We start from the raw sequence: 26,371 nt of genomic DNA, 5'->3' as shown, positions 1-26,371 counted from the left end.
GGACGGGACCAGGGGAATACGGACGACGCCCGCGTCCGGCACGAAACCGGGCGCGGGCGCCGAACGAGGAGCTACTTGGCCTTCTTGGCCTGAACCTTGGCGTACTTCTGCTGGAACTTGGCCACCCGGCCCGCGGTGTCCAGGACGCGCTGCTTGCCGGTGTAGAACGGGTGGCAGGCGCTGCAGGTCTCGACGTGGATCGAGCCGCCCTTGGCGGTGCTGCGGGTGGTGAACGTGTTGCCGCAGGAGCAGCTGACCTCGGTGGTCACGTACTCCGGGTGGATGTTGGACTTCATCTCGCCTCGGTCCTCTCGTGGATGGTCGCCGGGTCGCCGTCGGTGTCCGTCGCGGCGCGCGACGGGCTCGGGCGTGAACCGGAACCGGTGGCCGATTGACCAGTGTGCCATGGGCGTACGCCGACCCGGCAGTCGGGCCGCACGGCTGGTCCGGCATCGACAACGCACGCCCCACCTCCCGCATTCCCGACGCCTGGCCGGGCATTCATCCCGGCACGGCCGCCGTCGGCGTCGTGCCCCGCCCGGGGCACGCAGCCGCGGGCGGCGGGACCGCCGACGACGTACGACACGGAGGACCTGATGGCCCGCCTGATCGCCACCCGGGGACTGCCCGCCTCCGGCAAGACCACGTTCGCCCGGACGCTCCAGCCGTCCGTGGTCCGGGTCAACCGGGACGACCTGCGCCGGATGCTGCACGGCGAGCGGCTGTTCACCCAGTGGGCGGAGTGGCAGGTCACCGTCGTGCAGCGGGCGCAGGTCGAGGCGCTGCTGCGGGCCCGTGCCGACGTCTGCGTCGACGACACCAACCTGCGGTCGCGGACCCTGCGCGACTGGGCCGACCTGGCCGCCCGGCACGGCGCCGAGTTCGAGGTGCACGATTTCACCGACGTGCCGCTCGTGGAGTGCCTGCGCCGCGACGCCGCCCGCCCCGAGGCCGACCGGGTCGGCGAGGCGTGGATCCGCCGGCTGCACGAGCGCTACCTGGAGGGTCGTACGCTGCCGCTGCCCGTGCCGCAGGCCCGCACGGGGCGGCCCGCCACGGTGCACGCCCCGTCGACCGGGCCGCCGGAGATCGTCCTGGTCGACATCGACGGCACGGTCGCGCTGAACGTCTCGCGCAGCCCGTACGACATGACCCGCGTCGCCGAGGACGAGCCCAACCCGGCGGTGATCGCGGCGGTCCGGGCGATGCACGCCGCCGGGTACGGGGTGGTGTTCTGCTCGGGCCGGGACGCCACCGCCCGCGCCGCCACGGAGGCGTGGCTGGCCCGGCACGTCCGGGTTCCCTACCTCGGGCTGCACCTGCGCGCCGTCGGCGACAGCCGGAAGGACTCCGTGGTCAAGCGGGAGATCTACGAACGCGAGATCGCCGACCGTTACCGGGTGGTCGGCGTCTTCGACGACCGCCAGCAGGTGGTGCGGATGTGGCGCGCCCTCGGCCTCACCGTCTTCCAGGTGGCCGAGGGCGACTTCTAGGGCCGCACCGGCGTCGGAAAGGGCCCCTCCCCCCACGCGCCAGGCGTCGGGGAAGGGGCCCTTCCGCACCTCCCGCTAGGCGGCGGGGGCCGCGGCGGCGGCCGTCAGGGTGACGGTCGCCTCGGCGCGTGCGCCGTTGACGTCGACGGCGAGCTTGACCTGCGCGCCGGGGCGCAGGGCGGTGAGCTTGCCGGTGGCCGGGTCGAGGCGGGCCACGTGCCAGGGCTTCAGCCCGAGGATCGAGCCGACGTGCACGTTCGGTGAGGCGGACCAGTCCGCGCTCACCGGCGCCGCCACCGGCACCGTACGCCCGCCGGGCTGGGTCACCGCGGCGGTGACCGTCGCCGGGGCGCCGACCGCGACGCTGGCCGGGGCGGCGAGCGCGAGCGCGTCGACGTGCGCGTGGAACTCGGCGGCGACCCAGCGGGGGCCCTCGACGAGGGGGTTGCGCCGGGCCCGGTCGGCCTCGGCCGGGCTCACCGGGTCCACCCCGAACTCCGTCCACCCCGTGAAGCCGCCCTGGTCGGCGGGGGCGGAGGGGTTCTTGCCCGAGTTGCCGTTGATCAGGTACGGCACCCCGTCGACCCGGTCGGCGTGGAAGGTGCCGACGTGCCCGCCGACGAAGGCCGCACCCTTGCCGGTGCGGTGCTGGAAGTCGGCCAGCCACTGCTCCAGCAGCGCCGCCTCCTTCCGGTCGCCGAGCTGGCTGGCCTTGGCCGGGCTCGGGTCGCGCGGCGGGTGGTGGTGCAGCACGACCACCGAGCCGACGGCCGGGTCACCGGCCGCCGAGTCGAGCGCCTCGCGCAGCATCCGCACCTGGTCGAAGCCGCCGCCGCGCAGCGAGCCGGTCGACGAGTTCAGCGTGACGAACCGGGTGCCCTTGTGGTCGAAGGTCCGCTCGGTGTCGCCGAAGGCGGCCCGGAAGTTGGCGATCGGCGCGCCCATGATCTCGTGGTTGCCGGGCACGTAGTAGTACGGCAGTTCCCCGCCGAGTTCCTCGTCCAGCAGCCGCTTGGCCAGCGCGAAGTCGGCCGGGTAGGCGGTGTCCACGAAGTCGCCGTTGATCACCAGAAAGTCCGGCTTCGCGGCCTTGACCTCGCGCAGCGTACGGCGGGCCTGGGCGACCAGGTCGCTGTCCGGGTTCGCCGCGACGAACTGCGCGTCGGACAGGACGGCGAAGCGCCAGGGCGCCCCGTCCACCGTGCCGTCACGCAGCACCACCCGGTCGGTACGCGGCTTCTCGGCCGGCGCGTCGACCGTCGGCGGCACCTTCGCCACCAGGTCGTCGATGACCACCTCGCTGCGGTACTGCGCGGCGGCGTTGGTCTCCGCCACGTAGAACCGGCGGACCCGCACCGGGTACTGCACCCCGGCGGGCACGGCGAACTCGACGTACTTCCAGCCCGTCCAGGTGATCAGCGGGCCGCGCAGCACGTGCTGGGTGTCCTGCGCGTCGTGCAGGTGCAGGCTGGGCCACTCCCCCGTGCCGTTGCCGTGGATCCACATGCCGAACGCCTGCGGCTGGCCGGCGACCGTGATCCAGGCCGGCGGGTCGGCGTACGCGGCCCGGGTGCCGGTGGACTGGCTGAAGTCGTACGTCATCTTCAGGCCCGTGCCGGTGCGGCCCGGCGCGGGCGCGACCGCGCCGCTGGCCCGGGCCTGGCTGAACTTCCAGGCCGCCGCGTCGTCGAAGCCGGCCACCGGCACGTCGGTGAGCCCGACGGTGACCGGCAGGACGGTGCTGCTCCGGCCGACGTGGACGGTGACCAGCGCCGAGCCGGTGTCCCGCAGGGCGGTGACGGCGAGGTTGCCGTCGGCGGTCGGGGCGATCTTCAGCAGGTCCCTGTCGTAGTCGAGCTTCAGGTCGGCCGGCTCGATCGGGGCCGTGTTGCCCTCGGCGTCGTAGCCGACGACGCCGAACAGCGCACTGCCCTGCGCGCCGGTCAGGCCGACCCGGTCCGCCGTGGAGTCGATCCGGGCCAGCGGCCCGAGCACGGTCAGGTCGAGGGTGCCACGGGCCGCGCCCCGCGAGGCGGTGACCGTGGTGCTGCCGGGCAGCAGGGCCCGGAAGCGGCCCTTGCCGTCGACGACGCCGTGCACCGCCGGGTTGGCCCGCCACGTCGGGGCGCCGGCCGCCGGGCCGTACGTCTCGTCGTGGCCGGCGGCGGTGAGTTGCCTGGTCAGGCCGGGGAAGACGCGGTCGGGCCGGCCGCCGCGCACGGGCGCGACGCCGGGGGCGCTGGTCGGGTCGCTGGCGGTCTCCAGCCAGTACCCGGTGAGCCGGCCGCTGCCCTTGGGCGCGTAGATGGCCAGGCCGTTGGGCACGGCGCGCTCACTGCCGTCGGACGGGCTGTTCTCCACCTGCACCGCTGCCGCGCCCGGCTCCCGGGCGAGCAGCGTCGAGGAGCCGCCGCCGTCGAGGTTGAGCGCGTGGTGCGCGCCGAGTTCGGCCATCATGCGGCCCATCTCGGTCTGGGTGACGCCGCGGCTGTCGACCTGCCGGCCGTCCACGGTCAGCATGATCATGCGGCGGCCGTCGGCGGAGAAGCCGACGGACGTGCGCGGGGCCAGCGACGCGTCGGCGATGCTCTGCACCACTCCGTCGCGGACCAGCACGTTGCCGCCGCCGACGGCCGCGTGCAGGGTGCTGCCGTCCGCCGCCTTGGGCTGGTAGGCGACCGTCACCGGGTCGCCGGGGCGCAGCCCGGCGAGGGCGTCCGCGCCGGCGTCACGGCCGAGCAGCACGGTGGTGCCGGCCGGGACCGCCCCGCTTCCGGCCGTGCCGCCGACGGTGGCGACGCGGCCGTCGACCACCGTGACCTCCGTGACGCGGGTGGCGCCCTCGACCGCACGTTGCCGGGTGTACGACCCCCAGAGCGCGGTGAACACGCCGATCCCGTTCGCCTGGATCATGTTGTTGAACTGGGTAAGCGTCACCGGACCGGTGGGCAGGGTCGCGGTGCCGTCGAAGTTCACCTCGATGACCCGGCCGAGCCCCTCGGTGGTGATCGCGACGGCGTTGCGGTGCCCGTTGACCGCGGACTGGACCAGCTGGCCGTCGCGGACGCCGACGCCCTGGGCGGCACCGGAGTTGTTGATGTCGAAGAAGTCACCGTTGACGGCGGCGACCGCACGGGCCGCGTCGACGGCGCCGCGCAGCGGCTCGGCCCGGCTGACCGCGCCGGAGTTGACGTAGTCCACGGTCAGGCCGCCGGTGAGGTCGGCGGTCAGCGCGTCCGCGCGCAGCCAGCCGTCGGCGTCGTACCGGTCGAAGGAGGTCAGTTTGAGGCCCGGGGCGACCGGACGGGTGGTCTTCGCGGTCTCCAGCCCGCCGGCCGGCTCCACGCCGGTCGGGGCCGCGGCGGCCGACATGCTCGCAGCCGGGTCGCCGGCGAGCGTCACGGAGCCCGTGGAGTACGAGGAGGCACGCGGTGCGTCCTCGGCCGCGGTGAGGGACGGGTCGGTGGCCGGCGCCGGCGCACCGGCGTTCGCCGGCACGGTGCCGGCCAGGGTGAGCAGCGGCGTCAGCAGCAGGACGCCTGCGAGCCGGGCGGATCGTCTGCGAGTACGCATGGGCGACAGTCAACCGGACGGTGAATAGAAGTTTCAATAGCTGCCGGCTAAAGCGAAGGAAAACTCCACCCTTCCGGCTGCCGTCCTCGCTGCCGTCCTCGCGCTGCCGGCACCGCCCTCCGGCTGGCGGCACCCGCACCACGCCTTCCCCTGCGCCGCGCAGGCGGGGCCGCGTCCCGGCAGGACCGGCCGCCGCACCCGCGCCGCACCGCCGCGCATGCCGCACCCGCATGCCGCACACCGCCGCACCCGCATGCCGCACCCCCCGCCCCGCGCCCCGCCGTAGCGGACGCTCGCGGCCGCGGGCACCACATTGGGTCACGGAGAGTGGGCGACCGTGGACCTCGCCCACTCCCGCTCCGTCCCCTTTGCTCTGCAGCCATCACCGCACCGCACACTGCGAGTAAGCGTTGCTTATGCGAATGCAGAGCAAAGGGAGCCGGGGGATGGTGCGACAGGAGCGGGCCTTGCGACAGAGTGCCTGGTCAGAAGGCCGCAACGGTGGCGGCCGAGCGGGGAAGCTCTTCGCACGACCAGGTTCGACCACGCAGAGTCACTTCGGAGCCGCTCCGAGACAGACGTCACCGATCGTCACCAACCCGGGCCGGCAAGGCGGATCGCTCCGGGCGGCCCGTCTGTGGACGCGGCACCGGAGCACTGGACGGAACCGGAGGCAGGGACGCGAGAAGGGCACGGCCTCGTGGCCGTGCCCTTCTCGCTGTCTCACCCGGGGAGGGTCACTCCCCCGGCGTCGACTTGGCGATCTGCATCAGGAACTCGATGTTGGTGCGGGTCTGCTTGAGCTTGTCCAGCAGCAGGTCCAGCGCCGCCTGCGAGTCCAGCGAGTGCAGGACCTTCCGGAGCTTGTGGATGATGGCCAGTTCCTCCGGCGCGAGCAGGATCTCCTCCTTGCGCGTACCGGACGGGTGGATGTCGATGGCCGGGAAGATGCGCTTGTCGGCGATCTTCCGGTCCAGCTTCAGCTCCGCGTTGCCGGTGCCCTTGAACTCCTCGAAGATGACCGTGTCCGCCATGGACCCGGTCTCCACCAGCGCGGTGGCGAGGATGGTCAGCGAGCCGCCGTTCTCGATGTTGCGGGCCGCACCCAGGAAGCGCTTGGGCGGGTAGAGCGCGGTCGAGTCGATACCACCCGACATGATCCGGCCGCTGGCCGGCGCCGCCAGGTTGTACGAGCGACCGAGGCGGGTCACCGAGTCGAGCAGCACGACCACGTCGTGGCCCAGCTCGACCAGGCGCTTCGCCCGCTCGATCGCCAGCTCGGCCACCGTGGTGTGGTCCTGCGGCGGACGGTCGAACGTCGCCGCGATGACCTCACCCTTCACCGACCGCTGCATGTCGGTGACCTCTTCGGGCCGCTCGTCCACCAGCACCACCATCAGGTGGCACTCCGGGTTGTTGTGCGTGATCGCGTTCGCGATGGCCTGGAGCACCATCGTCTTACCCGCCTTCGGCGGCGACACGATCAGCGCGCGCTGGCCCTTGCCGAGCGGCATGACCAGGTCGATGACCCGGGTGGTGAGGATGTGCGGCTCGGTCTCCAGCCGCAGGCGCTCCTGCGGGTAGAGCGGGGTGAGCTTGTAGAACTCCGGCCGGCGCCTCGCCTCGTCCGGCTCCATCCCGTTGATGGTGTCCAGCCGCACCAGCGGGTTGTACTTGTCCCGCCGCTGCTCGCCGTCGCGCGAGGCGCGCACCGCACCGGTGATGGCGTCGCCGCGCCGCAGGCCGTACTTCTTGATCTGCGACATGGAGACGTAGACGTCGTTCGGGCCGGCCAGGTAGCCGGTGGTCCGCACGAACGCGTAGTTGTCGAGCACGTCGATGATGCCGGCCACCGGGACGAGCACGTCGTCCTCGCCGACCTGCGGCTCGCGCCCGCCGTCGCGCCCACCGTCGCCGCCGCCCTCGGCCCGCTCGCCGCGGCCACGGCGGCGGTCCCGGAAGCGGCTGCGCCGGCCACGCCGGCCACCGCTCTCGTCGTCGTCGTCGTTGTCACGCTCGACGCGCTGACCCCGGTCGCCGCGCTCGTTGCGGTCGCGGTCGCCCCGCTCGGCACGCTCGTTGCGGTCACCACGCTCCGCACGCTCGCCGCGGTCACCCCGCTCGTTGCGCTCGCCGCGCTCGGCACGGTCACCACGCTCGGCACGGTCGCCCCGCTCGGCACGGTCACCGCGCTCCACACGGTCGCCGCGCTCGGCACGGTCACCGCGCTCGGCACGGTCACCGCGCTCGGCACGGTCGCCGCGCTCGGCACGGTCACTGCGCTCGGCACGGTCGCCGCGCTCGGCACGGTCACCGCGCTCCGCACGGTCGCCCCGCTCGGCACGGTCACCGCGCTCCGCACGCTCGCCCCGCTCGGCACGGTCACCGCGCTCGCGGCCACGGTCGGCACGCTCGCCGGCCTCGGCCTCGTCCGCACGCGTCTCCGCCGGACGGGCCTCCACCGGGCGGGTGGCCTCCGCCGGACGGGCCTCCGCCGGACGGGCCTCCGCGGCCCGCGCCTCGGAGGTGGCGGCCCGGCTGCGCCGGGTCCGGCCACGGGGCTCGGTCTCGGCCGCCGCAGGCTCCGCCGGAGCCTGCGCCGCGGTGCGCCGCCCGGCCGCCGGCCGCTCGGTGGTCTCGCGGACCTCGGCGTGGGCCTCTTCACGGGCGGGAGCGGCAGCGGCCTCGGCCCGCGGTCGAGGGGTCCCGGCGGCGGCGCCGCCCTGCCGCTCGGAGATCGCGCTGATCAGCTCGCCCTTGCGCATGCGGGCCGTGCCCGAGATGCCGAGCGACGCGGCCAGGCTCTGCAGCTCCGGCAGCAGCATCGCCGACAGGCCGGTGCCGCTGCGCCGACGACGGGCGGGGGCGGCGGCGGTGGTGGCATCGCCAGCGACGTTGGAAACATCCGACGTCACGTCGGTGGTGTCGCTCAATGGATTCCTTCCCTCGATAGGCCGGGACTGCCCGGAGTCGAAAAGCAAGGTGGCCGGGCGGCCTCGGTGCACCCGCCTCGCATGGACGCGTCGCGGGAGTCTGTAGCACAGCAGCCGGTCGGTTTCCCGACTCACCGGACGTCGGTGAGCAGGTCTCGCCGTCTGCGGCGACCTGTGAAGACTGCGGTGCGGCGTGGGCCTAGGCAGGGGTGACGGGCTGACCGCCGAAAGCTTCGGGGGTGCGCCGACCCGCAGGGAGATCGCATGCTTCGCGGCTGTGCTAAGTCTAGAGCGTAATCAACTCTTCCGACCTGCGGCAACAGGGTCCCGCTCTGCGTGTCCCAGTCTACCCCGGGCAACCTGTGCTCCGCGCCCGTCTGGATCCAACCGCCAGACCTCCCAACCTGTTCCCGGGTCGAAGCCCTCGGGCGGGGCGGTCAGGGCCAGGACGGTCGGGCCCGCACCACTGATCACGGCGGCCACACCGGCCTCACGCAGCGCTTCTACCAAAGCGGCACTGCCCGGCATGCCGTCGGCGCGGTAGTCCTGGTGCAGCCGGTCGACCGTGGCCGGCAGGAGCAGACCCGGGTCGGCGGTCAGCGCGTGCACCAGCAGCGCGGCGCGGCCGGCGTTCAGCGCCGCGTCGCCGTGGGGCACGGTGGCCGGCAGCGCGGCCCGCGCGGTCGCCGTCAGGCCGCGCTCCGCCGGCACGAAGACCGTCGGTCGTACGCCGTCGGCGACCGGCAGCGACACCGCCCGGGCACCGGAGGGCTCCGTCCAGGCCAGGGTGAAGCCGCCGAGCAGGCACGGCGCCACGTTGTCCGGATGGCCCTCGATCTCGGCGGCGAGGCGCAGCGCGGCGGCGTCGTCGAGCCGGGCCTCCCCGTCGGTGACCAGCGCGCGGGCCAGCAGCACGCCGGCGACGATCGCCGCGGACGAGGAACCCAGCCCACGGGCCTGCGGGATGCGGTTCACGCACTCCACCGCCAGCCCGGGCGGCTGCCCGCCGAGCCCGTCGAAGGCCGCCCGCATGGCCCGGACGACCAGGTGCCGGTCGTCGGCCGGCAGCTCCCCGGCCCCCTGCCCGGCCACGGTCACCGTGACGCCCCCCGCCGTCACCTCGGCGGCCACGTCGTCGTGCAGCGCCAGGGCGAGCCCCAGGGCGTCGAAACCCGGCCCCAGGTTGGCGCTGGTGGCGGAGACCCGGACCCGGACCGGGCCGGAGATGAAGTTCGTCGGCACGGGCTCATGGTAGGGCCGCGTACCGACGGGGCCGATCTCCGCCCGCCGGATGGGACCGGGCCGGACGGCCTCGTCACCGGGCGGTGGTGGCACCGCCGGTCCGTTAGCCTGGCCCGACCGACGGCGGCTGGAGGCAGGGATGCGCGAACTCGGGTACGTGGCGACGGCGGTCGTCTTCGAGGCGCCCACGGTGCTGGTGCTGCTGGCCGGCCTCGTACTGGCCGCGACGGCCGGGCAGCGACTGCCCCGGAAGCCCCGGCTGCTGGCGCTGTCCGGGCTCGGCGTGCTGCTGTTCAGCGCGCTGCTCAACATGGCCTGGTCCCTGCTGCTCCCCCGCGCGTTCAGCTTCGACTGGGGGTACTCGAACTTCCGGCTGATGAACCTGGCCTACGGCGGGGTGCAGGCCCTGGCGTACCCGATCGGGACGGGTCTGCTGATCGCGGCGGTGCTGGTCGGGCGGCGGGCGGGCGGCGCGGAGGCCGGCCCGTTCGGCGGACGACCGCTCGCCGACGACGGTCCGGTGCCGACCACCGCGCCGGCGCCCGCCGCCCAGCCGGCGCCGCCGACGGGCCCGGGGTGGACCGTGGAGGGCGGCGCCGACGTGCCGGCGCAGTGGGGCGGCCGGTCCCGGCCGGACGCGCCGACGGGCGCCGGCACGGGTCGACCCTGATCCCCGGCGGGTCCGCGGGCGGCTTGCGGGCGCGCGGCGCCCAGACTGGCCGCCGCCGGGTCAGCGGGCGGCGATCGGGGCCGGCTGCGCGGCCGGGTCCGTGAGCGAGAGCCGGCGGGTGGCGATCCGCCAGCCGATCGCGTAGACCACCGTGACCAGGCCGCAGCTGGCCAGCACCACCCGCTCGTCCACGGTGTCCACCACGGCGGCCACGGCGAGCTGGCTGACCGAGACGGCCAGGGTCGCCAGCATCATGTCGGTGGCGAAGACCCGGCCCCGCAGCCGGTCCGGCACCTCGCCCTGGAGGGCGAAGTTCGACATCACCCAGTTGCTGCCGCCCGCGAAGTGGGCGACGAAGACCAGGGCCAGCACCAGCGGGAACCAGTTGGCGACCGAGGTGCCGAGGTAGGCCAGGCCGTAGAGGGACATCGACAGCGCCAGCCCGGGCAGCAGCCAGGCCCGGTTGGTCAGCACCCGGCGCATCAGGATCGGCCCGACCAGCGCCCCCGCTCCGCGGACCGCGAAGAGCAGCCCGGTGCCGACAGGGCCCACGCCGTACACCGCCGCGAGCAGCGGGAACACCGTCAGCACGCCGTTGCCGAGGCCGACCGCCGACTTCACGGTGACCAGCGCCAGCACCCTCGGCCGGTGCCCGATGTAGCCCAGCGCCTCCCGGATCGCCGGCCAGGTGCGCTGCGCCGGCACGGCCGCGTCGCGGGGGGCCTGCAACGGCCGGCGGATCAGCGTGGCCAGGCCCGCGGCGACCACCAGGCCCACCGCCGCCACCCAGAAGCAGGCGTACGGGCCGACGGCGGCGCTGAGCACGCCGCCCAGGGAGGCGCCGACGACGGTCATGGTGCCCCAGGCCGACCCCGCGACGGCGTTGCCGGCGGCCAGTTCGTCCGGGTCGAGCACGTTGGGCAGGGCCGCCTGGGCAGCCGGGGAGTAGAACGCCTTGGCGACCGCCACCACACCGATCCCGGCCATCGCCAACCAGGCGGTCCCGGCGCTGCGCACCCCGAGCAGCAGCAGCACGCCGAGCAGGGCCGCGACGTTCGAGATGATCATGATCTTGCGTCGGTCGAACCGGTCGGCGATCGTGCCCGTGTACGGCAGCAGCAGCGCCACGATCCCCGTGTCGACGGCGAGCACCAGCGCGCCCCACACGCCACTGCCGGTCAGGTCCGGCAGCAGCACGAGCAGCGGCACCATGACGAACCAGTCGGCGCCGAAGACCACCAGCTCAGCCAGGAAGAGATTGCGGAAGTTCCGGTTGCGGGTGAGAACCGAGACGGTGGACGGCACGTCCGGATACCCTACCCGGCGCCGACCGGCGGGCCGGGCGTACGGCGGGTACCTGACCGAACGCGAACGCCCCCGGCGGGTGGGACCCGTCGAGGGCGTTCGCGGACGTACCGCTACTCGGTCGGCGGCAGCGGGGACGTGCGGCTCTTCGGCAGCCGCAGCACCTCGAACTGGTCGGTGCCGTCCACCAGCGCGCCCGACGGCGTCGGCCGGGACGCCGGGGCGCCGGCGGCGTCCGCGCCGGCGGTGGACGGGGCACCCGCGGCGGGCACCGGGACCGGCTCGGCGGCGGGCGCCCCGCCGTCGTCGCCGGCCGGCCCGCCGTCGCCCGTGCCGGTGGCCGGGGCCACCCCGCCGGAGCGGCGGGCCCGCCGGGAGCGGAACGACTCCTTGGTGTTCTCCGCCATGGCGTAGAGCGTCGGCACCAGGATCAGGGTGAGCAGGGTCGAGCTGAGCAGCCCGCCGATCACCACGATCGCCAGCGGCTTGGAGATGAAGCCGCCCTCCCCCGTGAGGCCGAGCGCCATCGGCAGCAGCGCGAAGATGGTGGCGACCGCGGTCATCAGGATCGGTCGCAGCCGGCGCCGACCGCCCTCGACCACCGCCTCCTGGACCCCCATGCCCTGGGCCCGGTACTGGTTGACCAGGTCCAGCAGCACGATCGCGTTGGTCACCACGATGCCGACCAGCATGAGCACGCCGATCAACGCCGGCACGCCCAGCGGGGTGCCGGTGGCGAGCAGCAGGCCGATCGCGCCGGTCGCCGCGAACGGGATGGAGATCAGCAGGATCAGCGCCTGGACCAGGCTCCGGAACGTCGCCACCATGATCAGGAAGACGATCGCGATGGCGGCGAGCACGGCCAGGCCCAGGTCGGCGAAGGCCTCCTCCTGGTCGGCACTGACGCCGCCGATGGCGAAGGTCGCCCCCGGCACGTCGATGCCGTCCAGCTTCTTCTGCAGCTCCTGCGTGATGGCACCCAGGTTCGAGCCGGTGGCCGTACCGGTGACGGAGACGCTGCGCTCGCCGTCGATCCGGCTCACCTGCTGCGGGCCCTCGGTCTGGGTGACGTCGGCGATGTCGTCGAGCTTCACCGGCCCGACCGGCATCGCGCGCAGCTCCTCCACCGTGGTCGGCGGCTTGCCCGCGAACCGCAGCACCACGTCCCGCTGCCCGTCGCCGAGCGTGACCTGCCCCAGGGGCGAGCCCCGGAACGCCTGGGCCACCACCTGGCCGACGGCGGCCTCGGTGAGCCCGACCCGACCGGCGGCGACCCGGTCGACGGTGACGTCGACGCGCGGCACCCGGGTGGCGAGGCTGGTGGAGACGTCCTCGACGCCCGCCAGCCCGGCCATCGCCGACCGGACCTCCTCGGCGGCCCGGGTCAGCGCCTCCGGGTCGGCGCCCTGCACGACCACCTCGATCTGGTTGGCCGCCGCCCCGCCCTGACCGGCGCCGAAGCTGACCTCACCGACGGCCGGGCCCAGCGCGTCGAACTCCCGGCGCAGCTTCTCCCGCATCTCCTGGGCGTCGGTGCCGTCGCCGAGGGCCAGCGACCAGTTGGCGACGTTGTTGCCGCCGCCGCCGAACGGGTTGTCCCCGCCGCCGGCCGTGACCTGGTACGTCTCGACGTCCTCGGTGCGCTCCAGCACCGCCTCGATCTGCTTGGCCGCCGCGTCGGTGCCGACCAGGCCGGTGCCCGCCGGCAGCTCCTGGGTGATGCTCAGGGTGTCCTGGCCGGAGTCGTCGAGGAAGTTGGTCTCCAGCTGCCGGGACAGGCCGAAGGTGCCGAACAACACGAGCACGCCCAGCCCCAGCGTGATCCACCGGGTGGCCCGCTTGCGGGTGGCGAACCCGATCACCGGCAGGTACGCCCGCTGCAACGGGCTGCGCAGCTCCTTGTCCTCCGCCGCCCGGCGCAGCGCGGCGTCGTCCGACGTGCCGCTCGGAGGCTTCAGGAACCAGTACGCGAGCACCGGGATGACGGTCAGCGAGACCAGCAGCGAGGCGAGCAGGGCCACCGTGACGGTGATCGCGAACGGCGCGAAGAGCTGCCCGACGAAGCCGCCCACCAGCGCGATCGGCGCGAAGACGGCCACCGTGGTGAGGGTGGACGCGGTCACCGCCCCGGCCACCTCGCGGACGGCGGCGAGGATCGCCTCCCGCTTCGGCTCGCCGTACTCCAGGTGTCTCTTGATGTTCTCCAGCACGACGATCGAGTCGTCGACCACCCGGCCGACCGCGATGGTGAGCGCGCCGAGGGTGAGCAGGTTGAGCGAGTAGTCGCCGATCCAGAGGGCGATCAGCGCGACCACCACCGAGAGCGGGATGGAGACCGCGGTGACCACCGTGGAGCGGATCGACAGCAGGAAGACCAGGATGACCACGACGGCCATGACCAGGCCCAGCAGGCCCTCGGTGGTCAGGGTCTCGATCGACTTCTCGACGAACGGCGCCTGGTCGAAGACGACGGTCAGCTCGGCGCCGGAGGCCTCCCGCAGCTCGGCGAGGCGGTCACGGATCTCGTGGGAGATCTCCACCGCGTTGCCGTCCGGGGAGGCGGTGATCGCGATGCCCAGGCTGTCCTTGCCGTTGGTGCGGGTGATCGCGGTGGCCGGGGCGAGCTGCTGCTCGACGGTGGCCACGTCGCCGAGGCGGACCGGGGCCGACCGGCCCGTCGCCGGCGCGACGACGACGCCCCGCAGGTCGTCCAGCGTGGCGAGCCGGGTACCGACCTGCACCGGGAGGGCGCGGGTGCCATCGGTCACGGCACCGGCCGGCACCGTCACGCCATTGGTCTTCAACGCCGCGCCGAGAGCGGTCGGCTGGAGCTTCGCCGCCGCCAGCTTGGCCGGGTCCGGGGTGACCACCACGACGTCGTCGCGGGCGCCGGTCAGGTCGACCGTCCGCACCCCCTCGATCGCCTCCAGCTCGGGCACCACCGTGGCGCGCAGCTTCTCCGCGAGGACGCGCTGGTCGTCACCGCCGGAGGCGGCGAGCACCACCGCGGGCAGGTCGTCGGTGCTGCCGGCGATGACCTGCGGGTCGACCCCCTCGGGCAGCTGCGCGTCGATCCGGTTGAGCGCGGTCTGCATCTTGTTGACCACGTCGTCCAGGTCGGTGCCGAACTCGTACTGGACCTGGACGGTCGTGGAGCCCTCGCGGGAGGTCGAGGTGACCTGGTCCAGCCCGGGGATGCCCTGGAGGGCGTTCTCGATCGGCTCGGTGACCTGCGACTCGACGACCTCGGGCCCGGCACCGGGGTAGACCGCCACGATGAAGGCCGCCGGGAACTCCAGCGACGGCAGGAGCTGCTGCTTCAGTGACGGTACGGCGAACGCCCCGAACAGCGTGGTCACCACCGCGATGAGGGCGATCAGCCCTCGGTTGGCGAGGCTGAATCTGGCGAGCAGCGACATCGGCGTGACTCACTCCTGGAAAAGGCGATTGGCGGGGGTACGGATTCTCCCCCACCCGGCCGGACCGGCCCCGGCCGGCCCTGCCTGAGTCCGATGCACAGGACTCGCCTCCGCCGCGCCGGTTTCCCCCGTCGACCTCGGCCGGCGGAGCCCGACCACCGACCGGCTCACGGTCGGCTACGACGCCTGACCGGTCCGCCCGATCCGCCGGCGACTCAGGCGAGGTCGAGGCAGCGGGCGGCGGCCAGGGGATCGTTGGCGATGGTGGTGGGCACGGGCGCGGTGGAGATGGCCCACTCCGGGTCCTTCAGGCCGTGGCCGGTGACCGTGCAGACCACCGTCGAGCCGGCCGGGACCCGACCGGCGGCGGCCTGCTGGAGCAGGCCGGCCACGCTGGCCGCGCTGCCCAGCTCGACGAAGACCCCGACCTCGCGGGCCAGCAGCCGGTACGCGGCCAGGATCTCCCGGTCGGTCACGGCGGCGATCAGCCCGCCCGAGGAGTCCCGGGCGTCGAGCGCCCTCGTCCAGCTCGCCGGGTTGCCGATCCGGATGGCGGTGGCGATCGTGGACGGCTCGCGGACCACCTGCCCGGTGACGATCGGGGCGGCGCCGGCCGCCTGGAAGCCGTACATCTTCGGGGCCCGGGTGGCGTTGCCGTCCCGCTGCTCCTCCGAGTAGCCCATCCAGTAGGCGGAGACGTTGCCGGCGTTGCCGACCGGCAGGCAGTGGATGTCGGGGGCGTCGCCCAACGCCTCGACGATCTCGAACGCGGCCGTCTTCTGGCCGTGCAGCCGGTCGATGTTGACCGAGTTGACCAGGGCGACCGGGTAGTCCTGGGCGAGCTTGGCGGCCAGCGACAGGCAGTCGTCGAAGTTGCCGGTGACCTGGAGCAGCTTCGCCCCGTGCACGAGCGCCTGGGCCAGCTTGCCCAGCGCGATCTTGCCCTGCGGCACGAGCACCGCGCAGGTCAGGCCGGCGCGGGCCGCGTACGCCGCCGCGGAGGCGCTGGTGTTGCCGGTGGAGGCGCAGATGATCGCCTTGTTGCCGGCCTCGACCGCCTTGGAGACCGCGAGCGTCATGCCCCGGTCCTTGAACGAGCCGGTCGGGTTGGCGCCCTCCACCTTCAGGTGCACGTCGCAGCCGAGCCGGGCGGAGAGCACCGGCGCGGGCAGCAGCGGGGTGTTCCCCTCGTGCAGGGTCACGACCGGGGTGGCGTCGGTGACCGGCAGCCGGTCCCGGTACGCGTCGATCAGACCCCGCCACATGTCGTTCTCCCTCGCCTCTACCGCCCCGCCGAGTCGGGCACGCCTCCAGCCTGGACCAGTCTCGCCTCGTCGCCGCCGCCGCACCCGCAGTTAACCATCAGGCGAGACGCGGACGCGGACGCCCCGCCGGGGCCGCACCACGGGCCCCGCACCGACCGGTGCGTGCCACGCAGCCGACCCGGCACCGCCCGGCTCCCGACGCCTGCGGTCGCGAGCCGACCCGCTCCCGCGAGCGGACCGCTCAGAGCCCGCCCTCGACCCGCAGCACGCTCGCCACCGAGCGGACGATGTCCAGCCCGCGCAGCTCCCCCACGGTGGCGGCGAGCGCCGCGTCCGGCGCCACGTGGGTGACGATGACCAGGTCGGCGTCCTCGCCCCGGCCCGCCGCGCCGCCGCCCGCCGGGCCCTGCCGCACGGTGGCGATCGACACGTCGTGCCGGGCGAACACCCCGGCCACCGCCGCCAGCACACCCGGCCGGTCGGCCACGTCGAGGCTGATGTGGTAGCGGGTCAGCGCCTCCCCCATCGGCCGCACCGCCAGGTCGGCGTACGCGCTCTCGCTGGCCGACCGCACCCCGGCGAGCCGGTTGCGGGAGACCGCCACCACGTCGCCCAGCACCGCGCTGGCCGTCGGCGCGCCGCCCGCGCCCCGGCCGTAGAACATCAGCGGCCCGGCCGCCTCGGCCTCGACGAAGACCGCGTTGAACGCGTCGCCGACGCTGGCCAGCGGGTGGCCCAGCGGGATCATCGCCGGGTGCACCCGCACGCTGACCGTCTCCCGGCCGGCGGCGTCGGCACCCCGGGCGGCGATGCAGAGCAGCTTGATGGTGCACCCCATCGCCTTGGCGCTGGCCACGTCGGCCGCGGTGACCTCGGTGATGCCCTCCCGGTGCACGTCGGCCGCGCCGACCCGGGTGTGGAACGCCAGCGAGGCGAGGATGGCCGCCTTGGCCGCCGCGTCGAAGCCCTCCACGTCGGCGGTGGGGTCGGCCTCGGCGTAGCCCAGCTCGGTGGCCTCCTCCAGCGCCTCCGCGAAGCCGGCGCCGGTGGCGTCCATGGCGGAGAGGATGAAGTTGGTGGTGCCGTTGACGATGCCGGTGACCCGGTTGATCCGGTCGCCGTGCAGCGACTCGCGCAGCGGGCGGAGCAGCGGGATCGCCCCCGCCACGGACGCCTCGTAGTAGAGGTCGCCGCCGCCCTCGGCCGCCGCGTCGTGCAGGGCGGCGCCGTCCTCGGCGAGCAGCGCCTTGTTGGCCGTGACCACGCTCTTGCCGGCCCGCAGCGCCTCCACCAGCCAGCCCCGCGCCGGCTCGATGCCGCCGACCACCTCGACGACCACGTCCACGTCGTCGCGCTTGATCAGGCCGAGCGCGTCGGTGGTGAACAGGGTCGGGTCGACGGGCAGGTCGCCCCGGTCGCGGCCGAGACGGCGTACGGCGATGCCGGCGATCTCCAGCGGGGCGCCGATCCGGGCGGCGAGGTCGGCCGCCTGCTCGTGCAGCAGCCGGACCACCTCGCTACCGACCGTGCCGCAGCCGAGCAGCGCCAGGCGCACAGGTGACGTCATCCCACATCCAATGCCAGCAGGTCCTCTTCGGTCTCCCGCCGGACGATCAGGCGCGCCTGGCCGTCCCGCACCGCGACCACCGGGGGGCGGGGCACGTGGTTGTAGTTGCTGGCCATGCTCCGGCAGTAGGCGCCGGTGCCCGGCACCGCGACAAGATCTCCGGGCTGCACGTCGGCGGGCAGGAATTCATCCTTCACCACGATGTCCCCGGACTCACAGTGCTTTCCCACCACGCGGGCGAGCAGCGGCTCGGCGGCCGACGCCCGGGACGCCAGCGTCGCGGAGTAGGACGCGTCGTAGAGCGCGGTACGGATGTTGTCGCTCATCCCGCCGTCGACGCTCACGTACGTCCGGATCCCGTCCACGTCCTTGACCGTGCCGACCTCGTAGAGGGTGAACACGGCCGGCCCGACGACCGCCCGGCCCGGCTCGATCGACAGGTGCGGCACCGCCAGCCGCTCGGCGGCGCACTCGGCCTCGACGATCCGGCGCAGCCGCTTCGCCAGGTCCTGCGGGGCGGCCGGGTCGTCCTGGGTCGTGTATGCGATGCCGAAGCCACCGCCGAGGTCCAGCTCGGGCAGCTCCACCCCGCGCGCGTCACGGATCTGCGCCTGGAGGCCGAGCACCCGGCGGGCGGAGACCTCGAAGCCGCTGGCGTCGAAGATCTGCGAGCCGATGTGCGAGTGCAGGCCACGCAGCTCCAGCACGCCCTCGTCGAGCACCCGGAACGCCGCCTCGGCCGCCGCCCCGCCCGCGAGCGAGAAGCCGAACTTCTGGTCCTCGTGCGCGGTGGCGATGAACTCGTGGGTGTGCGCCTCGACGCCGACCGTGACCCGGATCATCACCCGGGGGCGGACGCCCCGCTCGCGGGCGAGCGCGGTGAGCCGGCCGATCTCGTCGAACGAGTCGAGGATGATCCGGCCGACCCCGGCGTCCAGCGCCCGGCTCAGCTCGGTCACCGACTTGTTGTTGCCGTGGAAGCCGATCCGCTCGGGCGGCATCCCGGCCGACAGCGCGGTGGCCAGCTCGCCCCCGGTGCACACGTCGAGGTGCAGGCCCTCCTCGGCGATCATCCGGACCACGGCCCGGCAGAGGAACGCCTTGCCGGCGTAGTAGACGTCGACGCCGTCGAAGGCGGCGCGGAAGTCCCGGGCGCGCGACCGCAGGTCGTCCTCGTCGAGGACGTACACCGGGGTGCCGAACTCGGCCGCGATGTCGCGGACGCCGAGGCCGGCCACGGCGAGCACGCCGTCGCCGCCGCGCATGACGTTGCGCGGCCACAGCTGCGGCACCAGGGCGTTGACGTCGGCCGGGGGGCGCAGCCACGCGGGCCCCCGGACGCCGATGTCACCGTGCAGCGCACCGGCCTCGTGAGCACGCATCTCAGCTGTCTCCGCTTCGCGACTGCGGGGCTCGCAAGCTCACTCCTCGCGCTCGCACCTGGTCTCCGCTTCGCGACTGCGGGGCTCGCAAGCTCACTCCTCGCGCTCGCACGGCGCTCACATCCTCTCCGGGGCCGAGACGCCCAGCAGGCGCAGGCCGTTGGCGATCACGGTGCGGGTGGCGTCGTTGAGCCAGAGCCGGGCCCGGTGCAGGTCGGTGGTCTCCTCGTCGCCGCGCGGCAGGATCCGGCACTCGTCGTAGAACCGGTGGTAGGCCCCGGACAGCTCCTCCAGGTAGCGGGCCACCCGGTGCGGGCCGCGCAGCTCCGCCGCCGTGGCGACCACGGCGGGGAACTCGGCGAGCGCCTTGAGCAGCTCGTTCTCCTTCTCGTGCCCGAGCAGCTCCGGCCGGAACGCCTCGGCGTCGCCCCGGGTCAGCCCCACCTCGGCGGCGTTGCGGCCCACGCTGGCCGTCCGGGCCGCCACGTACTGCACGTAGTAGACCGGGTTGTCGCGGGTGGCCCGGGTCCACAGCTCGACGTCGATGTCGATCGGGGAGTCGCTGGAGTAGCGGGCCAGCGCGTACCGGGAGGCGTCCACGCCGATGGCGTCGACCAGGTCCTCCAGGGTCACCACGGTGCCGGCCCGCTTGCTCATCCGGACCGGTGCGCCGTCGCGGACCAGGTTGACCATCTGGCCGATCAGGATCTCCAGGCTGCGCTCCGGGTCGTCGCCGAAGCAGGCGGCCATCGCCTTCATCCGGCCGATGTAGCCGTGGTGGTCGGCGCCCAGCATGATCACGACCCGCTCGAAGCCGCGCTCCCGCTTGTCCAGGTAGTAGGCGCAGTCGGCGGCGAAGTAGGTCCACTCGCCGTTGGACTTGCGCAGCACCCGGTCCTTGTCGTCGCCGAAGTCGGTGGTGCGCAGCCAGGTCGCGCCGTCGGACTCGAACACCCGGCCCTGCTCGCGCAGCCGATCGAGGGCCAGGTCCAGCTCGCCCCGGTCGTGCAGGTCCTTCTCGTTGAAGTAGGTGTCGAACTCGACCCCGAAGCCGCGCAGCGAGGACTTGATCTCGGCGAACATGAGCTGCACGCCCTCGACCCGGAAGACCTCCTGGGCGGCGGCGTCGTCCAGCTCCAGCACGTCGGGGCGGACACCCCGGACGGCGTCGGCGATCTCGGTGATGTACGCCCCGGCGTACCCGTCCTCGGGGGCGGGCTCGCCCTTCGCGGCGGCCAGCAGCGACCGGGCGAACCGGTCGATCTGGGAGCCCGCGTCGTTGAAGTAGTACTCCGTGCCGACCTCGGCGCCGGTGGCGCGCAGGAGCCGGCTCAGCGCGTCGCCGACGGCCGCCCAGCGGACGCCGCCGATGTGCACCGGGCCGGTCGGGTTCGCCGAGACGAACTCCAGGTTCATCTTCTGCCCGGCGAGCCGGTCGCTGCGCCCGTACGCCTCGCCCGCCTCGACGATCACCCGGGCGAGCTGCCCGGCGGCGGCCGCGTCGAGGCGGATGTTGAGGAAGCCCGGACCGGCGATCTCCACCGACTTGACCCCCGGGGCCCGGCCGAGCTGCTCGGCGAGGGCCGTGGCCAGCTCGCGCGGCGGGACGCCCACCTTCTTGCTGAGCTGGAGGGCCAGCGTGGAGGCGTAGTCGCCGTGCTCGGGGCTGCGGGGTCGCTCGACCGCCGTCCGCTCCGGCAGGGCGGAGCGGTCCAGGCCACGCTCGGTGAAGACGGCGTGGGCTGCGGCGAGGACGACCTCGGCGAGTTCTGCGGGAGTCACCGATCCATGTTATCGGGGGTAGACTCGGCACCCGCGGCGGCGACCCAGTGTGTGAGACCGGCCCGCCGGATCCCCTGACCGACCGACCTGACGAGGCACGATGAGCATCAGCACACCGGGTGGCGGCCCCGAGCGGCGCCCGAACGTGGTCAGCACCGGCAAGAAGCCGGCGGCGGGCCGGCCGGCAGCAGGCGCCAAGGCCGGGTCCGGCGGCGCCAAGCCCGGGTCCACCGGCGCGAAGACCGGGTCCGGCAAGCCCACGGGCCCCCGCCCCGGCGCCGGGGGCAAGGGCCGCAAGCCCGTCACCCCGGTGAAGGTGAGCCAGGGCCGCTCCTGGGGCCCCATCGCCCTCTTCGTCGCCGTGGGTGTGCTGGCCGTGGCGATCATCGGCTACGGCGCCTGGGCGACGTTCCAGGGCGCCAAGCCCTGGGAGGACCGGGCGGACGCGATCGATGGCATCGTCAACTACCGCGAGAAGGACAAGGACCTCGTGGCCGGCGGAAACCACAAGACCGGGCCCATCACCTACACGGTGCTGCCGCCCGTGGCCGGCCCGCACAACGCGGCCTGGCAGAACTGCATGGGCGACGTCTACCCGGCCCAGATCGCCAACGAGCACGCGGTGCACAGCCTGGAGCACGGCACGGTCTGGATCACCTACCGCCCCGACCTGCCCGCCGATCAGGTGACGAAGCTCGCCGACAAGGTGCGGGGCAAGGAGAAGCTGATGCTCAGCCCGTTCGAGGGGCTGGACAAGCCGATCTCGCTCCAGGCCTGGGGCTACCAGCTCAAGGTCGACAACGCCGACGACGGCCGGATCGACGAGTTCATCAAGACGCTGAAGGTCAACGCCTCGGTGGAGGGCCCGACCGCGCTGTGCAGCCAGGGCATCACCGCCACCGGCACCGCGCCGCGTGACGACGCCCAGCAGATGCCGCAGGGCTGAGGAGAGCGATGAGCATCCCGACCATGACCGCGACCAGCGAGCCGGCCAGCCCGGCTCCGGAGGAGCGGCGGTCGCCGGCCCGCTGGGGCACGGCCGCGCTGGCCCTGGCCGTCGTGGTCGGGCTGCTCCTCGGGTACGCCGGTGGCCTGTTGACGCCCCGGCTCACCCGGCCGGGCGACGCCTCGGCGGAGGCGGGCTTCGCCCGGGATATGCTGACCCACCACGCGCAGGCGGTGGAGATGGGCCTGGTCGCCTTCGACGAGGGCAGCGACCCGGAGGTCCGCAGCATCGGCGGCGACATCGCCACCGCCCAGCAGGGCGAGATCGGCACCATGCACACGTGGCTGCGCTCGTGGGGGCTCGACCCGGCGGGCAGCGAGCCGTCGATGTCGTGGATGTCCGACGGCGCCGGCCTGGTCCGGAACGGCCTGATGCCGGGCATGGCCACCCCCGAGGAGATGGCGAAGCTGCACGCGGCCGAGGGCCGGGAGCTGGACGTCCTCTTCCTGCAACTGATGATCAAGCATCACCTGGGCGGCATCCACATGATCGACGGGATCCTCGAGGTCAGCGACGAGCCCGACGTCGTCAGGACCGCGCAGACCATGAAGAACACCCAGCGCAACGACCTCACCAATCTCCAGAACGCGCTGAAGCGGCTGGGCGGCTGATCCCGCGTCCACCGCACCGCTGTCCGTCGAGAGGTCCGCGTCGCCGCCGGCTCGCCCCGGCCGCCGCGGACCTCTCGCCGTTCCGCCCCGAGGCCGAAGCGGGCCGGCTCGGCGCCCGGCCGGTGCGGGGCGGCGTCGGAAGCGGCCCGCACCTCTGTCCGTTTTGAGAGGTAAGAAACCGTAGGCGTCATCCGACCGATTCCGACACTAAGAGAGTTTTCTCCACACATATCGTGACCAGTTGCGATTCGGGCTCGTTGCGCAGGACGTGGGGGTTGCACTGAGAGACGCACGGCGCTCGGTCACCAGCTGGTGCCGGCGCCACACCATCGGCGGTGACGGGGCGGTGGCAGCCGTCCGTCGCGGACAGCGGCAGGGCGAGCCGGGAACGCTCAGCCGCGAACAGGAGCTCGAACTCATCGACGTCCTGCGGGGCGTCTACCCCGACGAGCTGGGCCTGGACGAGGAGCTGTGGACGCGGCAGAGCCTGCACGCCCTCATCCAGCACCGCTTCGAGGCGCCCATGGACGCCGGGGCGGTCGGGGCGTACCTGCGGGCCTGGGGGCTGGGCCCACGGGAGCCCCGGGAACGGGCCTGCGGTCTCTGCGTCGGCGCGGTGGAGCGCTGGGTGCGCAGCGAGTACCCGGCCATCACCCGGGCGGCACAGGAACACCTCGCCGAGGTCTACTGGATCGGCCGCGTACGCCTGCGGGGCACGATGCCCGCGGCGGACGTCATCTCCGCCGTCTCCTCCCGCGGGCGCGTGCGCTTCATGATCACCACCCCGTCGGTCGACCCGCCGCTCCCCCGCGACTTCGTGCTGCGGCTCAGCGGCGAGGAGCAGCGGACCGTGCACCTGATCGTCGACGGCTCCTGGCCCCGCAACGAGTGGCCCCGCCGCCTGCCCCGGCGCATCGTGCTGCACCCGCTGCCGAGCTGCGGCCGCGCCGTCGCCGCCTGACCCCACCCACAGCGCCGGCGCCCGCACCACACGCCCGACATCGCGTGCGACGGCCCGGGCCGGGGCCGGCCCGCCCCGGCGCGACGGCCGAAGCGGCCGCCAGGCAACGACGGGTGGAACGCCATGGTCGCCTCGGACGACGGGACACCACCGTGAGGTTCCACTCGTGCCGCCCGAGGACGTCCGCCCTCACCTTGGAGCGGCGTGCGGCGCAGGCGGCACCGGGCAGGGCGACACGAGGGCGGGCACCGGATACCGATTCGGCGTTCGGGGAAGACGTTTGCTAGTCTTCTCCAGTCGCTGAGCCCCCGTAGCTCAGGGGATAGAGCACCGCCCTCCGGAGGCGGGGGCGCAGGTTCGAATCCTGCCGGGGGCACCACACCATCACCACCTCGCCGGTCGGCGCGTCGCCCACCCGAGGTCGACCGTTCTCCCCGCCGGTTTCTCGACTCCGACGACCACGCAAACGCCCGACGACAGGTGTCGTCGGGCGTCGCGCTGTTCGGAAGCAGGGCGAGGGCGTTCGCCGCAGTGGTGCGGCGGCCCGAGCCACACGCTGTCGAGCCCGGCCGGCGCCCCGTCCGAACACCGAGCCGCGCGGCGCCCCCGTTCGCGAACACCGACCGGGCGGCGCCCCCGTCCCGCCCGCGAACACCGAACGCGCGGTGCCCGCGCGGCAGGGCCGACATGGGCGCGTACCGCTGGGGCCCGGGTGTGACGCTGCCACCCGGGCCGCCCCGCGTTCGCATCCGCCGCCCGTACGGCTGCCCTGCCGGTGGCGGTGCCGCGCCGCCACCGTGGGTCAGTCGGCGGCGACGCCGTGCAGGAAGCCGTCCTGGTCGCCGACCAGCAGCAGGTCGCCGATGACGACCGGTGGGCTGTAGCAGTAGGCGCTGGTGGTGAGCTGCAACCGGGAGCGGACGGCCCCGGTGGCGACGTCGAGCCCGACCAGCAGGCCGGTGGTGGTGGGGGTCCACGCGACGCCGTCGTGGATCGCCGCGCCGGTGCTGACCGGGCGAGCCCCCAGCCCGGCCGTCCAGCGGGCCTGGCCGGTGGCCGGGTCCACCCGGGAGGCGGTGCGACCGCCGTCGTCGAACATCAGCACGTCGCCGTCGTCCAGCAGGAGCTTCGGGGCGTAGACGTAGGAGCCGGCCACGGACCAGCGGGGCTCCCCGGTCGCCGGGTCCAGCGCGAACGCGTTGGCCACGGTGGACACCAGGACCAGCCCGTTGGGCAGCACCTCCAGGTTGTCCGCCCAGGGACCGTAGATGAGCCGGCTGTAGGCGGTGGTGCGGGTGGTGGTGGAGAACGACCACCGTACGGCACCGGTGCGGGCGTCGTGGGCGTAGACGTTGCCGTCGCCCGCACCGGCGTAGACCCGGGTGCCGTCGCTCGCGGCGCGCCCGGCGAACATGCCCTTCCCTGCCACCCGCCAGACGGTGTCGCCCGTACGGGCGTCGACGGCCTGCCGGGTCTCACCGGCGGCGATCACCACCACGGTACGACCGTCGACCGTGGTGACCAGCGGGCTGCCGAGCACCGGAGCGCCGGCGTCATGGGTGAACCGGCGCCGGCCGGTGGCCGGGTCGAGGGCGTGGAGGCGGTGGTCGTCGGAGGGGACGTAGACGGTCCTGCCGTCGGGGGCGAACGCCGGCCGGCCGTGCACCGCGCCGATGCGCGTCTGCCAGCGCCGGGACAGTCCCCGGCGGGCGGGTCGGGCGCCGACGACGTCCCCGCCGGTGGTCGCCGCGATCAGCAGGCCGTCGCGGGCCGCCAGGCCGGCCTGCACCGGCGCGCCGAGCTGCTCGCTCCAGCGCAGCCGACGGGCGGTGTCGGGGAGACCGAAGGTGCGGGTCTGCTCGTGCCAGGCGCCGTCGGCGTCGGTGACTCGTACGGTCATCCGGTGCTCGCCGGGCGGCAGCGACGTGAGGTCCAGCCCACCGGTGTAGCGGCGGCCGGCGCCGTCGGAGGCCAGGTTGCGCCACTGGCCGGGGTCCTTGAGCCCGTAGGTGTGCTGCGGATAGAGCTGGGCCTTCACGTTGGCGGCGCGGGCGTGCGGGGCGAGCCGCACGGACACCGCCAGCGTGGCGCCCGCCGGGTCGAGCGAGACCGCCTGCGGTCGCTGCGCGGCGGCGGTACGCGGGCCGGCGAGCGGGATGTCCAGCACCGGCCGGGACTCGGCGCTGCCGTCGGCGGCCCGCTGCACGGCCGTGACCTTCAGCAGCGGGCCGTCGGGCCCGTCGGCGCGCCGCACCCAGTAGTAGATCGCCGAGCCCCGGGTGTCGTCGACCGCCAACTGGGTCACCCCGTTGAACCGCTGCACCTGCTCGGCGTGCACGTGCCCGGCGAACATGGCCCGCACGTCGTAGCGGTCGAGCAGCCGCAGCAGCCGCTCCTGGTCGGAGACGTAGTAGTTGTCGCCGCCGAACGGAAAGTGGCAGAGCATGACGATCGGCACGCCGCGCGGCACCCGGTCCAGGTCGCGGGTCAGCCACCTGATGCCGGACTCGCCGAACCCGCCCGGCTCCTGGAGCAGGTGGCTGGGGTCCAGCGCGACGAAGTGCAGGCCGTCGTGGTCGAACGAGTACCGGCTCGGCCCGAACAGCGACCCGTACCGCTCGCCGGCGGTGCTGTCCCACCGCCAGTCGTGGTTGCCCGGCACGTGGCGGATCCGGGGTCGCAGCGCCACCGGGATGGTGTCGAGGTAGGTGTCGTACTCGGCCACCGAACCGTGCTCGACGATGTCCCCGACGTGGCAGACGATCTCCGGGTTCCGGGCGGCGATCTGCTCGTACGTCCAGCGCACGCCCTCGGTCCGCTCGGGCAGGTCCACGTCGATCTGCGTGTCGCCGAGCAGCGCGAACCCCGGCGACCACGGCCCGCCGGGCCGGGGCCCGGGGCGGCCGGCGGTCGCGGGCGCGGCGCCGGCCGCCGCGCCGGTGGCCGCCGCGGTGACCGCGCCGACGCCCAGGCCGAGCAGCCGGCGGCGGTCCATCGGGAGACGTGCAGGTTCGTTGGCGGTCGGCGATGGCATGGGGATCCGGTCCTTCCGACAGGCGGGGGAATGCCGGAGAGTGTGGCATGGCCCCGACCGCCGAACCAGCGTTCTCCTGCACATCTCGCCGGGTTCTGCAGGGGATCGTCAACATCGCCGCAGAAATG

At 74.0% G+C, this 26,371-nt stretch carries 16 protein-coding genes and 1 tRNA gene; 6 read left to right on the top strand and 11 right to left on the bottom strand.

Annotated elements, in window-relative coordinates; all coding sequences use genetic code 11:
• Positions 1-71: 71 nt before the first annotated feature.
• Positions 72-296, bottom strand: coding sequence for a 50S ribosomal protein L31 (rpmE, locus tag ACFHW0_RS06610; RefSeq protein ID WP_088998650.1), 225 nt, complete (start codon positions 294-296; stop codon positions 72-74).
• A 300-nt stretch (positions 297-596) separates the two neighbouring features.
• Here rpmE and ACFHW0_RS06605 point away from each other — a divergent pair, with 300 nt between their 5' ends.
• Entirely contained in the window at positions 597-1,493 is an 897-nt protein-coding gene (locus ACFHW0_RS06605; protein WP_416606114.1) for an AAA family ATPase, read from the top strand.
• Positions 1,494-1,568: 75 nt separating this feature from the next.
• Here the strand turns inward: ACFHW0_RS06605 and ACFHW0_RS06600 are convergent, their stop codons facing one another.
• The 3 genes from ACFHW0_RS06600 to thrB all read right to left on the bottom strand — a co-directional run bounded on the left by ACFHW0_RS06600 (position 1,569) and on the right by thrB (position 9,241).
• Positions 1,569-5,066 (bottom strand): phosphodiester glycosidase family protein, encoded by a 3,498-nt coding sequence (locus ACFHW0_RS06600; protein WP_416606112.1) that lies wholly within the window; start codon positions 5,064-5,066, stop codon positions 1,569-1,571.
• A gap of 737 nt (positions 5,067-5,803) precedes the next feature.
• Positions 5,804-7,999: a transcription termination factor Rho gene (rho, locus tag ACFHW0_RS06595; protein WP_416606111.1), complete on the bottom strand. Its 2,196-nt coding sequence runs from the start codon at positions 7,997-7,999 to the stop codon at positions 5,804-5,806.
• Positions 8,000-8,296: 297 nt separating this feature from the next.
• Positions 8,297-9,241 carry a homoserine kinase gene (gene thrB / locus ACFHW0_RS06590; protein WP_416606109.1) on the bottom strand — a complete coding sequence of 315 codons (945 nt, stop codon included), beginning with the start codon at positions 9,239-9,241 and terminating at the stop codon, positions 8,297-8,299.
• Positions 9,242-9,380: 139 nt separating this feature from the next.
• Here thrB and ACFHW0_RS06585 point away from each other — a divergent pair, with 139 nt between their 5' ends.
• Positions 9,381-9,911: a hypothetical protein gene (locus ACFHW0_RS06585; RefSeq protein WP_416606108.1), complete on the top strand. Its 531-nt coding sequence runs from the start codon at positions 9,381-9,383 to the stop codon at positions 9,909-9,911.
• Between the two features lie 60 nt (positions 9,912-9,971).
• Here the strand turns inward: ACFHW0_RS06585 and ACFHW0_RS06580 are convergent, their stop codons facing one another.
• The 6 genes from ACFHW0_RS06580 to argS form a co-directional block, all read right to left on the bottom strand.
• On the bottom strand, positions 9,972-11,216 hold the full coding sequence (locus ACFHW0_RS06580) for an MFS transporter (protein WP_416606106.1): 1,245 nt from the start codon (positions 11,214-11,216) through the stop codon (positions 9,972-9,974).
• 113 nt (positions 11,217-11,329) lie between these two features.
• On the bottom strand, positions 11,330-14,635 hold the full coding sequence (locus tag ACFHW0_RS06575) for an efflux RND transporter permease subunit (protein ID WP_416606104.1): 3,306 nt from the start codon (positions 14,633-14,635) through the stop codon (positions 11,330-11,332).
• A gap of 215 nt (positions 14,636-14,850) precedes the next feature.
• The gene (gene thrC / locus ACFHW0_RS06570; protein ID WP_416606102.1) at positions 14,851-15,900 is read right to left on the bottom strand and encodes a threonine synthase; all 1,050 of its coding nucleotides are present in this window, start codon (positions 15,898-15,900) and stop codon (positions 14,851-14,853) included.
• A gap of 241 nt (positions 15,901-16,141) precedes the next feature.
• Positions 16,142-17,455 (bottom strand): homoserine dehydrogenase, encoded by a 1,314-nt coding sequence (locus ACFHW0_RS06565; protein ID WP_416606171.1) that lies wholly within the window; start codon positions 17,453-17,455, stop codon positions 16,142-16,144.
• An 8-nt stretch (positions 17,456-17,463) separates the two neighbouring features.
• Positions 17,464-18,849: a diaminopimelate decarboxylase gene (gene lysA, locus ACFHW0_RS06560; protein WP_416606100.1), complete on the bottom strand. Its 1,386-nt coding sequence runs from the start codon at positions 18,847-18,849 to the stop codon at positions 17,464-17,466.
• A gap of 117 nt (positions 18,850-18,966) precedes the next feature.
• Positions 18,967-20,631, bottom strand: coding sequence for an arginine--tRNA ligase (gene argS, locus ACFHW0_RS06555; RefSeq protein ID WP_416606099.1), 1,665 nt, complete (start codon positions 20,629-20,631; stop codon positions 18,967-18,969).
• A 100-nt stretch (positions 20,632-20,731) separates the two neighbouring features.
• On the opposite strand from argS, the gene ACFHW0_RS06550 reads away from it, so the two are divergent.
• The 4 genes from ACFHW0_RS06550 to ACFHW0_RS06535 all read left to right on the top strand — a co-directional run bounded on the left by ACFHW0_RS06550 (position 20,732) and on the right by ACFHW0_RS06535 (position 23,588).
• Positions 20,732-21,577, top strand: a complete 846-nt coding sequence (locus ACFHW0_RS06550; protein WP_416606098.1) for a DUF3105 domain-containing protein — start codon at positions 20,732-20,734, stop codon at positions 21,575-21,577.
• An 8-nt stretch (positions 21,578-21,585) separates the two neighbouring features.
• The gene (locus ACFHW0_RS06545; RefSeq protein WP_416606097.1) at positions 21,586-22,248 is read left to right on the top strand and encodes a DUF305 domain-containing protein; all 663 of its coding nucleotides are present in this window, start codon (positions 21,586-21,588) and stop codon (positions 22,246-22,248) included.
• A 268-nt stretch (positions 22,249-22,516) separates the two neighbouring features.
• Positions 22,517-23,209 (top strand): winged helix-turn-helix domain-containing protein, encoded by a 693-nt coding sequence (locus ACFHW0_RS06540; RefSeq protein WP_416606170.1) that lies wholly within the window; start codon positions 22,517-22,519, stop codon positions 23,207-23,209.
• Between the two features lie 304 nt (positions 23,210-23,513).
• A tRNA-Arg gene (locus tag ACFHW0_RS06535) sits at positions 23,514-23,588 on the top strand.
• 423 nt (positions 23,589-24,011) lie between these two features.
• On the opposite strand, the gene ACFHW0_RS06530 is transcribed toward ACFHW0_RS06535, so the two are convergent.
• Positions 24,012-26,204, bottom strand: a complete 2,193-nt coding sequence (locus tag ACFHW0_RS06530; protein ID WP_416606096.1) for a PQQ-binding-like beta-propeller repeat protein — start codon at positions 26,202-26,204, stop codon at positions 24,012-24,014.
• Positions 26,205-26,371 lie beyond the last annotated feature (167 nt).

The sequence above is a fragment of the Micromonospora sp. LOL_025 genome (genome assembly GCF_048060285.1).
Classification (GTDB): domain Bacteria; phylum Actinomycetota; class Actinomycetes; order Mycobacteriales; family Micromonosporaceae; genus Micromonospora.
Note: the sequence above shows the minus strand (reverse complement) of the source record. Positions and strands in the feature narration are given on the sequence as shown.

Bases quoted from the DNA above. Each gene is read 5' to 3' on its own strand.
- ACFHW0_RS06530 (WP_416606096.1), bottom strand. From the start codon at position 26,204: ATGGACCGCCGCCGGCTGCTCGGCCTGGGCGTCGGCGCGGTCACCGCG.
- ACFHW0_RS06550 (WP_416606098.1), top strand. From the start codon at position 20,732: ATGAGCATCAGCACACCGGGTGGCGGCCCCGAGCGGCGCCCGAACGTG.
- rpmE (WP_088998650.1), bottom strand. From the start codon at position 296: ATGAAGTCCAACATCCACCCGGAGTACGTGACCACCGAGGTCAGCTGC.
- lysA (WP_416606100.1), bottom strand. From the start codon at position 18,849: ATGCGTGCTCACGAGGCCGGTGCGCTGCACGGTGACATCGGCGTCCGG.
- ACFHW0_RS06545 (WP_416606097.1), top strand. From the start codon at position 21,586: ATGAGCATCCCGACCATGACCGCGACCAGCGAGCCGGCCAGCCCGGCT.
- ACFHW0_RS06575 (WP_416606104.1), bottom strand. From the start codon at position 14,635: ATGTCGCTGCTCGCCAGATTCAGCCTCGCCAACCGAGGGCTGATCGCC.
- ACFHW0_RS06605 (WP_416606114.1), top strand. From the start codon at position 597: ATGGCCCGCCTGATCGCCACCCGGGGACTGCCCGCCTCCGGCAAGACC.
- thrC (WP_416606102.1), bottom strand. From the start codon at position 15,900: ATGTGGCGGGGTCTGATCGACGCGTACCGGGACCGGCTGCCGGTCACC.
- ACFHW0_RS06585 (WP_416606108.1), top strand. From the start codon at position 9,381: ATGCGCGAACTCGGGTACGTGGCGACGGCGGTCGTCTTCGAGGCGCCC.
- ACFHW0_RS06600 (WP_416606112.1), bottom strand. From the start codon at position 5,066: ATGCGTACTCGCAGACGATCCGCCCGGCTCGCAGGCGTCCTGCTGCTG.